Below are 12149 nucleotides of genomic sequence, written 5' to 3'. Positions count from 1 at the left end.
GGAGAAAGCACATGTTTGAACCGATGACGGAAATGAATGACGAAGCCGTAATTAAGGTCGTTGGTGTTGGCGGTGGCGGCGGTAATGCCGTAGAACATATGGTGCGTGAGTCCATCGAGGGCGTAGAATTCATCAGTGTTAATACCGATGCACAGGCGCTTCGCAAAACTAGCGTTAGCTCAGTTATTCAAATTGGTACAGATATCACCAAAGGTCTTGGTGCTGGCGCGAACCCACAAGTAGGTCGTGATTCAGCGCTTGAAGATCGCGAAGCAATCAAAGAAGTACTAGTGGGTGCCGACATGGTATTCATCGCAGCTGGTATGGGCGGCGGTACAGGTACGGGCGCAGCCCCTGTTATTGCAGAAATAGCCAAAGAGCTTGGCGTTCTAACAGTAGCAGTAGTGACCAAGCCATTTGGTTTTGAAGGCAAGAAACGCCTATCGTTTGCAGAGCAAGGAATCGAAGAGCTTTCAAAGCATGTTGATTCATTGATTACGATTCCAAATGAAAAGCTACTAAAGGTGTACGGACGCAATGTGACCCTTTTAGAAGCATTCGGCTATGCAAATGACGTACTAAAAGATGCAGTACAAGGTATTGCAGAGTTGATTACTCGTCCTGGTATGATCAACGTCGACTTCGCGGATGTTCGCACCGTAATGTCTGAGATGGGTCAAGCTATGATGGGCAGTGGCGTATCTACTGGTGAAGACCGTGCAGAAGAAGCAGCAGAGGCAGCAATTTCTCACTCTCTACTAGAAGATATCGACCTAGCTGGCGCACGTGGTGTACTTGTTAACATCACTGCAGGCATGGATATGCGTCTGGATGAATTCGAAATTGTCGGTAACACAGTTAAGGCATTTGCTTCTGATAATGCTACAGTTGTTATTGGTACTTCTCTAGACCCAGATATGTCTGACGAATTCCGTGTAACTGTTGTTGCAACAGGTATCGGCAACGAGAAGAAACCAGAGATTACTTTGGTGGGTGCAGCGTCTAAACCAAAAGCGGTTGCGACTCCTGAGCCACGCGTTGCTGCGGCAACAAAAGCAGAACCTGAAATGAAGATCCAACCTGCTGCAGCGGTTAAGCCAAAAACTGAACCAGCAGCATCTCGCCCAGCGAGTGGAGCGGGTCAACAGGTAGCAAACTCAGGTCAAACTGAGAGCGCATACCTTGATATACCAGCGTTTCTGCGCAACCAAGCGGACTAATTGTTCAATTTTTTGACAATTGTCAAAAAACTGGTAGGATGTGCGACCAAGCTGATAAACAGCTAGCAACTTTGCTTTAATGAGAGGTATTGCATGATTAGGCAGCGTACTTTAAAAGAGATTGTCAAAACAACTGGAGTGGGATTGCACTCTGGGCGCAAAGTGACATTAACGCTTCGCCCAGCAGCAACAAACACAGGTGTTATTTACCGTAGAACAGATCTAGAACCTGCAGTGGACTTCCCTGCGGACGCTAACTCTGTGCGCGATACAATGCTTTGTACAGCTCTTGTTAATGATGAAGGCGTGCGCATCTCTACCGTTGAACACTTAAATGCAGCGCTTGCTGGTATGGGTATCGATAATATTATTATCGAGGTAGATGCACCTGAAATTCCTATTATGGATGGCAGTGCTAGCCCGTTCGTATACTTGCTACAATCTGCAGGTATCGAGGTTCAAAATGCAGCTAAGCGTTTCATTCGTATCAAGAAACCAGTTCGCGTAGAAGACGGTGATAAGTGGGCAGAGCTTGTTCCTTATGACGGTTTCCGCCTGGATTTTGAGATCGAATTTGAGCACCCAGCGATCGATTCAGATGAACAGCATATGCTATTTGATTTCTCTTCGAAGTCATTCGTAAAAGAGATCTCTCGCGCTCGTACATTCGGTTTCATGCGTGATATCGAGTACCTTCAGTCTCAAAACCTATGTCTAGGCGGTAGCTTTGACTGTGCGATCGTATTGGACGAATACCGAATTCTTAACGAAGACGGCTTGCGTTTCTCTAACGAATTTGTGACTCACAAAGTACTTGATGCTATTGGTGATATGTACATGTGTGGTTCTCCTATCGTGGGTGAATTACGTGCATTCAAATCAGGCCATGGCCTGAATAACCAACTTCTTCGAGCAGTGCTTGCTGACCAAGAAGCGTGGGAATGGGCGACCTTCGAAGAAGAAGCAGGCTCACCAGTGGCATTCGCCGAGCCAAACATGGTTCTTGCGTAATTGCTACCTAGAAAGCATTCTAATAAAAAAGCAGCCAATGGCTGCTTTTTTTGTATCTGACTTTCTTGGTGGCTAGTAGCTAGTCGATAGCTACTTTTCAGCGAGTTTAGCGATATTCTGCAGTCGCTGTTTGATTTTGTCAGGCGCCATTTCGGCCAACATATTTAAGTTATCGGCTGTAGTTTGCGATAGAGGAGGTCGAGAAGGGGCTTGCTTTTCTGCTACGAATAATTGATCGCTTTTATAGAGGTCGGGACAGACCTTTACTTCTATATTAATAAGGCGGGCAAAGCCTTGCTGTCTCAATTGCGATAATAGATACAAACGGTCATAGTTGAGCTTCATCATGATTGAAGCATTTGCGACCTCTAAGATTAATTGACTACCTCGACAATTTGCTACGCGACAATAACGCCTGATTTCTTTGGGAAGCAAATCAAGAACGGTGTTATTCAATTTATTGATGGTAGCGGCATGCTCTTGGATCGAACCAAGCTTGGTGTTCTTGATGACGTCTTCGGTAAGTGTTGGTCTATGGTCTCGCACAGCTATGCCTTAATGACAGGTAACAAGGTGATTTTATCACGCCTTGGCCTTTGATTCGCTTTATCTTTAGTCAATACAAAGGAAAAAGTAGAAGCTTGTTCAAACTAAACCAGTTTCTAATGGTGGATAACTTCAAAATTTCATACACTAGAGCGCATTAAATCTAGCTTGAAGCTTGAAATTGCTTGCTTTGAACTCAATATAAATAGCACTCGCTTAATAGATAGACAAGCTGAACAAGTATTTGGGATCTCAGTGATCCACAACAAGAGAAACGATAACAATGATAACTAAGCTACTGACAAAGGTAATTGGCAGTCGAAACGACCGTACTCTTCGCCGTCTTCGTAAGATCGTTAAAGAGATCAATAGCTACGAACCAGATTACGAAAAGCTAAGTGACGAAGAACTAAAAGCCAAAACGGTTGAGTTCCGTCAGCGTCTAGAGCAGGGAGAAACTCTAGACCAGTTACTACCTCATGCATTTGCAACCGTACGCGAAGCATCAAAGCGTGTGTACGGCATGCGTCATTTCGACGTTCAACTTATCGGTGGTATGGTACTGAATAATAGCCAAATCGCAGAGATGCGTACTGGTGAGGGTAAAACCCTAACGGCAACGCTACCAGCATATCTAAACGCCTTAACCGGCAAAGGTGTTCACATCGTTACGGTGAACGACTACTTAGCAAGCCGTGATGCTGAGACCAACCGCCCACTGTTTGAATTCCTTGGAATGTCAGTTGGCGTGAACGTGCCAAACATGGCCCCTCCTGCGAAGAAAGAAGCCTACCAAGCCGATATCCTTTACGGAACAAACAACGAGTTTGGTTTCGATTACCTACGCGATAACATGGCGTTTCGCAGTGAAGACCGCGTGCAACGCGAACGTTTCTTTGCTGTAGTGGATGAGGTTGACTCCATCCTAATCGATGAGGCTCGAACTCCACTTATCATTTCTGGTCCTGCTGAGGATAGCTCAGAGCTTTACACTCGCATCAATACGCTAATTCCACATCTTGAAAAGCAAGATAAAGAAGATAGTGAAGAGTACCGTGGCGATGGTCACTACACTCTGGATGAGAAATCTAAGCAAGTTTACCTAACCGAGACTGGTCAAGAGTTCGTAGAAGAACTCATGGTTAAGAACGGTTTGATGGAAGAGGGCGATACTCTTTACTCTCCAACTAACATCAGCTTACTTCATCACGTGAATGCAGCACTTCGAGCTCATGTATTGTTTGAGCGCAATGTTGATTACATCGTCAATGAAGAAGGCGAAGTGGTTATCGTTGATGAGCACACTGGCCGTACTATGCCAGGTCGTCGTTGGTCTGAAGGTCTTCATCAAGCAGTTGAAGCAAAAGAAGGCGTTAAGATCCAAAACGAAAACCAAACGTTGGCATCGATTACCTTCCAGAACTACTTCCGTCTATACGACAAACTATCAGGTATGACAGGTACCGCAGATACTGAAGCATTTGAGTTCCAGTCTATCTATGGCCTAGAAACAGTAGTTATCCCAACCAACAAGCCGATGGTTCGTAACGATATGCCTGATGTGGTTTATCGTACAGAGACAGAAAAATTTGCCGCTATTATTGAAGACATTAAAGAGCGTGTAGCTGCAGGACAACCATCATTGGTGGGTACTGTTTCTATCGAGAAATCAGAGCTCCTTTCTAATGCTTTGAAAGAGGCGAAGATCAAACACAACGTTCTGAATGCGAAATTCCACGAACGTGAAGCTGAGATTGTTGCTCAAGCGGGTATGCCAGGTGCGGTAACTATCGCAACCAACATGGCAGGTCGTGGTACCGATATCGTTTTAGGTGGTAACTGGAAAGCGGAAGTTGAAGCACTAGACAACCCATCTGAAGAGCAAGTTGAGAAGATCAAACAAGAGTGGATACAAATTCATGACGCTGTATTAGCGTCTGGTGGTTTGCACATCATTGGTACTGAGCGTCACGAATCTCGTCGTATCGATAACCAGTTACGTGGTCGTTCTGGTCGTCAGGGTGACGCTGGTTCATCTCGCTTCTACTTATCTATGGAAGATTCACTGCTACGTATCTTTACATCAGAGCGCATGGCAGGCTTGATTCAGTCTGGCATGGATGAAGGTGAAGCGATTGAGAGTAAGATGCTTTCTCGCTCCATTGAAAAGGCACAACGTAAAGTTGAAGGCCGTAACTTTGATATTCGTAAGCAGCTGCTTGAATACGATGATGTTGCCAACGATCAACGTAAAGTGGTTTACGAATTGCGTGATGAGTTGATGGAAGTTGACGATATCAGCGTGATGATTGAGCAAAACCGTGAAGACGTGGTTGATAGCACAATCAATGAATACATTCCGCCTCAATCTCTAGAAGAGATGTGGGACATCGAAGGCCTAGAGAAGCGTATGAAGTCAGATTTCGATCTAGACCTACCGATTCAAACTTGGCTAGACGAAGACGACAAGCTTTACGAAGAAGCATTGCGTGAGAAGATCCTGAACACTGCAGTTGAAGTGTACAAGCAGAAAGAAGAAGTCGTTGGTGCATCAGTGCTACGCAACTTTGAGAAATCTGTCATGCTTCAGTCTCTTGATGGACTTTGGAAAGAGCATTTGGCTGCAATGGATCACCTACGTCAAGGCATTCATCTACGTGGCTATGCACAGAAGAACCCGAAACAAGAGTATAAGCGTGAATCATTTGAGCTGTTTGAAGGTCTACTAGAAACCCTGAAGACAGACGTGATTACTATTCTGAGTAAGGTTCGTGTACAGCAGCAAGAAGAAGTTGAGCGTATGGAAGCTCAACGTCAAGCTCAGGCAGAAGCGGCTGCTCGTATGGCGCAGGCTCAGCATCAAACAGCTGAAAGCCAGTTAGCGGATGATGAGCAACCTGAAGCCGCGGCTCAAACCCCAGTTCGTAATGAGCAAAAGGTTGGTCGTAACGAGCCTTGCCCATGTGGCTCTGGTAAGAAGTACAAACAGTGCCATGGTAAAATTGCTTAATTATTCAGTTAAGTAATTATGGATATACTAAGAAGAGTCGCTTTAGCGGCTCTTTTTTTGCCTGAAAAGGAGAGCAAATGAAAAGAGTACACATAGTTGCTGGAATTATCTTAAATCCAGAAAAGACACAGGTTTACATAACTAAGCGCCATGATAATGCTCATAAAGGTGGCTTATGGGAGTTTCCCGGTGGAAAAGTAGAAGATAATGAATCTGTTAGTGATGCTATAGAAAGAGAGCTGTTTGAGGAGATAGGTATTCACGATTTACACAGTGAGCCATTCCAGCATTTTGATTTTGACTATACCGATAAGTCGCTGAGCTTTGATTTCTTGCTAATCCATAGCTTTAAAGGCAAGCCTTACGGCAAAGAAGGGCAGCTAGGGCAGTGGGTCACAGTGCCAGAATTAGCTAGCTATGCCTTTCCTGAAGCAAATGTTCCAGTAGTCGAAGCCGTGATCCAACACTTTTGCGTCTAAATGTGAATTGGCTGGATTCCAAAGTGTGATTCAGATACATTAAGTTACCCCCCAGCTTTATATAATGGAGACTAGCGTAGTGGTGCGAATAGCAGTTGCCGGAGCGGCAGGCCGTATGGGCCGTAACTTGGTTAAAGCAACAAATGTCATGGAACAAGCCACCCTTGGTGCAGCCAATGAACGTCCACAATCATCTTTGATTGGTGTTGATGTTGGTGAATTGAGTGGTGAAGGTAAGCTTGATGTCGCATTAGTTGATGACTTCAGCAAGGTTGTCGATGAATTTGACGTAATTGTTGACTTTACAGCACCGGAAAATACGTTAGCGAACCTAGAGCTGTGTAAGCAGCACGGTAAGGCAATTGTCATTGGAACGACTGGCTTTACTGAATCTCAAAAGCAACAGATTAGCGATTATGCTAAAACCGTTTCTATTGTTATGGCGCCAAACTTTAGCGTGGGTGTTAACCTAGTATTTAAGCTTCTTGAAAAAGCAGCCAAGGTAATGGGTGATTACACTGACATTGAGATTGTTGAAGCACACCATCGTCATAAGGTTGATGCGCCATCAGGTACAGCTATCGGTATGGGTGAAGCGATAGCCAACGCAATGGGCAATGAACTTTCGGATGTTGCAGTCTATGCGCGTGAAGGCATTACAGGCGAAAGAACCCGTGATGAAATTGGCTTTGCCACTATCCGAGCTGGCGATATTGTTGGTGAGCATACTGCAATGTTTGCTGATGTAGGTGAGCGTGTTGAGATTACTCACAAGGCAACCGATAGAATGACATTTGCTAATGGTGCTATTAGAGCGGCCCTTTGGTTAGGAAGTAAACCTGCGGGTTTGTACAGTATGACTGATGTGCTCGATTTGAATAATATCTAAAAAAACGCCAGCATTTGCTGGCGTTTTTTTTGCTTAAAATTTATAGGAGCTTTTAATCGGATTATCACTAGGTTTGTTGTTGTTTTCTGGGGTTTCGTTTGAATTTCGCATAAAGCCAGGTGTTTTTGGTTGTTAATTATCCGAGTTAACGTTTGCTATTTTTTTTGGATCATATTTTTGCGATGTTGGAGGGGAAATTAGAGCGCTTGATGTGGTTTCTGTAATTTTTACCCAAAGAAAGTAGGGTTAAGTTTATGTTTTACGGGTTTCATAATGTAAATCATACATGATAGTTAAAAAGTTTAGTTTTTCTATGTCGTTTATTTGACAATAGTGTGGTGCCTCATTAGAATACCGCCAATTTGTCTGAGTTCAGCAAATGTGATCTGTCTCTATATGGAGTCAGGTACTTGAAATTTAATTTATTAATTTCGCATATTTATTTGTTTGGAGGTTGTCTTGAATAAGCCAGCAATATTGGTCCTTGAAGATGGGACTGTGTTCCGTGGTGTAGCGATTGGAGCTGAAGGCTCTGCCGTTGGAGAAGTTGTTTTTAATACCTCGATGACGGGGTACCAAGAAATTCTTACTGATCCTTCCTATTCTCAACAGATCGTTACTCTTACTTACCCTCACATTGGCAATACCGGAACCAATTCCGAAGATGAAGAATCTACTTCAATCCACGCTCAAGGCCTTGTGATTCGCGATCTCCCTCTTATAGCTTCTAACTTCCGTAACGAACAAACCCTTTCTGATTACCTTAAGTCTCAAAACATTGTCGGCATTGCAGACATCGATACGCGTAAACTAACTCGTATTCTACGTGAGAAAGGTGCGCAGAACGGTTGCGTTGTGGCTGGTAACAACCTTGACGAAGCTCTAGCTTTAGCTAAAGCAAAAGAATTCCCTGGTCTAAAAGGAATGGATCTTGCGAAAGAGGTTACAACAAAAGAAGCGTATCAATGGAAACAAGGTTCGTGGACGCTCACGGGTGGTCTTCCAGAAGCGAAAGATGACTCAGAACTGCCACATCACGTTGTTGCCTACGACTTCGGTGCAAAGCGCAACATCCTACGCATGCTTGTTGACCGTGGTTGCCGCCTAACGGTAGTTCCTGCGGAAACCTCAGCGGAAGAAGTACTGGCAATGAACCCAGACGGCGTATTCCTTTCGAATGGCCCTGGTGACCCAGCACCATGTACTTACGCAATTGAAGCGACACAAACTTTCCTAGACAAAGGCCTGCCAATCTTTGGTATCTGCCTTGGTCACCAAATCCTAGCTTTGGCATCTGGTGCTAAAACAGTGAAGATGAAGTTTGGTCACCACGGTGCCAACCATCCTGTTAAAGACCTAGATCGCGATGTAGTGATGATTACTTCTCAGAACCACGGCTTCGCTGCTGATGAAGAAACACTACCAGCTAACTTACGCGCAACGCACAAGTCACTATTTGATGGCTCTTTGCAGGGTATTCACCGCACAGATAAGCCAGCATTTAGCTTCCAAGGTCACCCAGAAGCGAGCCCAGGTCCACACGACGCGGCGCCGCTATTTGACCATTTCATTGACCTGATTAAAGAACACAAAGCGTAAGTTGGAGTAGAGAAAAATGCCAAAACGTAATGACATTAAAAGCATTCTAATTTTAGGTGCTGGCCCGATCGTAATCGGTCAGGCGTGTGAGTTTGACTACTCTGGCGCACAAGCGTGTAAAGCACTTCGTGAAGAAGGCTACCGAGTAATTCTAGTTAACTCAAACCCAGCAACTATCATGACTGACCCAGACATGGCCGATGCGACTTACATCGAACCAATCCAGTGGGAAGTTGTACGTAACATCATTGCTAAAGAGAAGCCTGATGCAGTTCTGCCTACTATGGGCGGTCAGACTGCACTTAACTGTGCTCTAGACTTAGAAAAGCACGGCGTTCTGGAAGAGTTCGGTGTTGAAATGATTGGTGCAACGGCTGACGCTATTGATAAAGCAGAAGACCGTTCACGTTTCGATAAAGCAATGAAATCAATTGGTCTTGAATGTCCAACTGCTGACACAGCGAAAAGCATGGAAGAAGCTTACAAAGTTTTAGACATGGTTGGCTTCCCTTGTATCATTCGCCCATCGTTCACTATGGGTGGTACTGGTGGCGGTATCGCTTACAACAAAGAAGAATTTGAAGAAATCTGTCGTCGTGGTTTGGACCTATCTCCAACGAACGAGCTTCTAATCGATGAATCTCTTATCGGTTGGAAAGAGTACGAGATGGAAGTGGTTCGTGACAAAAACGACAACTGTATCATCGTATGTGCGATTGAAAACTTCGACCCAATGGGTATTCACACAGGTGACTCAATCACTGTGGCTCCAGCTCAAACGCTGACAGACAAAGAATACCAATTGATGCGTAACGCATCTCTAGCAGTACTGCGTGAGATTGGTGTTGAAACAGGTGGTTCAAACGTACAGTTTGGTATCAACCCGAAAGATGGCCGTATGGTTATCATCGAGATGAACCCACGTGTATCTCGCTCTTCAGCACTAGCTTCTAAAGCTACAGGTTTCCCAATCGCTAAGATTGCAGCAAAACTGGCTGTTGGTTTCACGCTAGACGAGCTAATGAATGACATCACTGGCGGCGCAACGCCAGCATCATTCGAACCAACAATCGACTACGTAGTAACTAAGATTCCTCGTTTTAACTTCGAGAAATTTGCAGGTGCTAACGACCGTCTAACCACACAGATGAAATCTGTTGGTGAAGTTATGGCTATCGGCCGTAACCAACAAGAATCTCTACAAAAAGCACTTCGCGGCCTAGAAGTTGGCGCGACTGGCTTTGACGAGATGGTTGACCTAGACGCACCAGATGCACTGACTAAGATTCGTCACGAGCTTAAAGAAGCTGGCGCTGAGCGTATTTGGTACATTGCGGATGCATTCCGTGCAGGTATGTCTGTAGATGGCGTATTTAACCTGACGCAAATCGACCGTTGGTTCCTAGTTCAAATTGAAGACCTAGTGAAGCTAGAGCAACAAGTTAAAGCGAACGGTTTTGCTGGTTTGAACAAAGACGTTCTAAACCAACTGAAGCGCAAAGGCTTTGCGGATGCTCGCCTATCTAAGCTTCTTGGTGTATCTGAAAGTGAAATTCGTCGTCTACGCGACCAGTATGACATCCACCCTGTTTACAAGCGTGTTGATACTTGTGCTGCTGAGTTCTCTTCTGATACAGCTTACATGTACTCATCTTACGATGAAGAGTGTGAAGCAAACCCAACAGACAAAGACAAGATCATGATTCTTGGTGGCGGTCCAAACCGTATCGGCCAAGGCATTGAGTTTGACTACTGCTGTGTTCACGCCTCTCTAGCGCTACGTGAAGATGGCTACGAAACTATCATGGTTAACTGTAACCCTGAGACTGTTTCTACAGACTACGACACATCAGATCGCCTGTACTTTGAACCAGTTACACTGGAAGACGTACTAGCAATCGCTCGCGTTGAGAAGCCTAAAGGCGTTATCGTTCAGTACGGTGGTCAAACACCACTGAAACTGGCTCGTGCTCTTGAAGCGGCTGGCGTACCAATCATCGGTACTAGCCCTGATGCTATCGACCGCGCAGAAGACCGTGAGCGCTTCCAAGTTGCTGTTGACCGTCTTGGTCTACTACAGCCAGAGAACGCAACGGTTACGACTATGGAACAAGCGATTGAGAAGTCACGCGAGATTGGCTACCCACTAGTTGTTCGTCCTTCTTACGTTCTTGGTGGTCGTGCGATGGAAATCGTATACGACGAGCAAGACCTACGTCGTTACTTCAACGAAGCAGTAAGCGTTTCTAACGAATCTCCAGTACTTCTTGATAGCTTCCTAGACGATGCTGTAGAAGTGGATGTCGATGCTATCTGTGACGGTGAGCGCGTAGTTATTGGTGGTATCATGGAGCACATTGAACAAGCAGGTGTTCACTCAGGTGACTCAGCATGTTCACTTCCGGCTTACACGCTAAGCCAGGAAATCCAAGATGTAATGCGTGAGCAAGTTGAAAAGCTAGCGTTTGAGCTAGGTGTTCGCGGCTTGATGAACACTCAGTTCGCTGTTAAGAACAACGAAGTGTACCTAATCGAGGTTAACCCTCGTGCAGCACGTACTGTACCGTTCGTATCTAAAGCAACTGGCGCTCCAATCGCTAAAATTGCAGCACGCGTAATGGCTGGTCAATCTCTAGAAGCTCAAGGCTTCACTAAAGAGATCATCCCACCATACTACTCAGTTAAAGAAGTAGTACTGCCGTTCAACAAGTTCCCTGGTGTAGATCCACTATTGGGCCCTGAAATGCGCTCTACTGGTGAAGTAATGGGTGTGGGTGCAACATTTGCAGAGGCTTACGCTAAAGCTGAGCTAGGTTGTGGCAATGTTTACCCTGAAGGTGGCCGTGCACTTCTTTCTGTTCGTGAAGGCGACAAAGAACGCGTAGTTGACCTAGCATCTAAGCTAACTAAGCTTGGCTACCAATTAGATGCTACTCACGGCACAGCAGTAATCCTTGGTGAAGCTGGTATTAACCCGCGTCTAGTAAACAAGGTACACGAGGGCCGTCCTCATATTCTTGACCGTATCAAGAACAATGAGTACACCTACATCGTGAACACTGCCGCTGGCCGTCAAGCGATTGAAGACTCTAAAGTACTTCGTCGTGGCGCTCTAGCTGAGAAGGTGAACTACACCACGACGCTAAACGCGGCATTTGCTACTTGTATGGGTCATACTGCGGACGCTAAGACTAACGTAACGTCGGTACAAGAACTGCATGCAAAGGTTAAATCTAGCCTAGCGTAAAAACGATTTTAAAATAATAAATAGGCGGGGGTATAGCCTCCGCCATGACAACCTCATTTGCCCGCTTTATGCGGGCTTTTTTCTGCATGTAGTTTTGTTATACCAATCGTAGTAAATAACAGCTCACCCTAGCTTGTTAAAACACTTG

The 12149-nt window shown here is 45.2% G+C and carries 8 protein-coding genes; 7 read left to right on the top strand and 1 reads right to left on the bottom strand.

Annotated features, from left to right (window positions below; translation table 11 throughout):
- Positions 1-11: 11 nt before the first annotated feature.
- Positions 12-1220, top strand: a complete 1209-nt coding sequence (gene ftsZ / locus OCU46_RS11785) for a cell division protein FtsZ (protein WP_141270762.1) — start codon at positions 12-14, stop codon at positions 1218-1220.
- A gap of 93 nt (positions 1221-1313) precedes the next feature.
- Positions 1314-2231, top strand: coding sequence for a UDP-3-O-acyl-N-acetylglucosamine deacetylase (lpxC, locus tag OCU46_RS11780; RefSeq protein ID WP_017026849.1), 918 nt, complete (start codon positions 1314-1316; stop codon positions 2229-2231).
- Positions 2232-2321: 90 nt separating this feature from the next.
- Here the strand turns inward: lpxC and OCU46_RS11775 are convergent, their stop codons facing one another.
- Positions 2322-2777, bottom strand: coding sequence for a DUF721 domain-containing protein (locus OCU46_RS11775; protein WP_141270761.1), 456 nt, complete (start codon positions 2775-2777; stop codon positions 2322-2324).
- Between the two features lie 283 nt (positions 2778-3060).
- Here OCU46_RS11775 and secA point away from each other — a divergent pair, with 283 nt between their 5' ends.
- The 5 genes from secA (at position 3061) to carB (ending at position 12001) form a co-directional block, all read left to right on the top strand.
- Complete coding sequence (secA, locus tag OCU46_RS11770) at positions 3061-5787, top strand: preprotein translocase subunit SecA (protein WP_141270760.1); 2727 nt, start codon at positions 3061-3063, stop codon at positions 5785-5787.
- A 77-nt stretch (positions 5788-5864) separates the two neighbouring features.
- The gene (mutT, locus tag OCU46_RS11765) at positions 5865-6266 is read left to right on the top strand and encodes an 8-oxo-dGTP diphosphatase MutT (protein WP_141270759.1); all 402 of its coding nucleotides are present in this window, start codon (positions 5865-5867) and stop codon (positions 6264-6266) included.
- Positions 6267-6330: 64 nt separating this feature from the next.
- Positions 6331-7155 (top strand): 4-hydroxy-tetrahydrodipicolinate reductase, encoded by an 825-nt coding sequence (dapB, locus tag OCU46_RS11760; protein WP_208733531.1) that lies wholly within the window; start codon positions 6331-6333, stop codon positions 7153-7155.
- A 459-nt stretch (positions 7156-7614) separates the two neighbouring features.
- Positions 7615-8754: a glutamine-hydrolyzing carbamoyl-phosphate synthase small subunit gene (carA, locus tag OCU46_RS11755; protein ID WP_141270757.1), complete on the top strand. Its 1140-nt coding sequence runs from the start codon at positions 7615-7617 to the stop codon at positions 8752-8754.
- A 16-nt stretch (positions 8755-8770) separates the two neighbouring features.
- On the top strand, positions 8771-12001 hold the full coding sequence (gene carB, locus OCU46_RS11750) for a carbamoyl-phosphate synthase large subunit (RefSeq protein WP_141270756.1): 3231 nt from the start codon (positions 8771-8773) through the stop codon (positions 11999-12001).
- Positions 12002-12149: the final 148 nt, after the last annotated feature.

It is taken from the genome of Vibrio comitans, assembly GCA_024346835.1.
In the GTDB taxonomy this organism is placed as follows: Bacteria; Pseudomonadota; Gammaproteobacteria; order Enterobacterales; family Vibrionaceae; genus Vibrio; species Vibrio comitans.
This window is presented reverse-complemented; position numbering and strand designations above follow the sequence as displayed.

Excerpts from the sequence above, each read along its gene's own strand:
- ftsZ (WP_141270762.1), top strand. The coding sequence starts at position 12 with ATGTTTGAACCGATGACGGAAATGAATGACGAAGCCGTAATTAAGGTC.
- lpxC (WP_017026849.1), top strand. The coding sequence starts at position 1,314 with ATGATTAGGCAGCGTACTTTAAAAGAGATTGTCAAAACAACTGGAGTG.
- secA (WP_141270760.1), top strand. The coding sequence starts at position 3,061 with ATGATAACTAAGCTACTGACAAAGGTAATTGGCAGTCGAAACGACCGT.
- mutT (WP_141270759.1), top strand. The coding sequence starts at position 5,865 with ATGAAAAGAGTACACATAGTTGCTGGAATTATCTTAAATCCAGAAAAG.
- dapB (WP_208733531.1), top strand. The coding sequence starts at position 6,331 with ATGGAGACTAGCGTAGTGGTGCGAATAGCAGTTGCCGGAGCGGCAGGC.
- carB (WP_141270756.1), top strand. The coding sequence starts at position 8,771 with ATGCCAAAACGTAATGACATTAAAAGCATTCTAATTTTAGGTGCTGGC.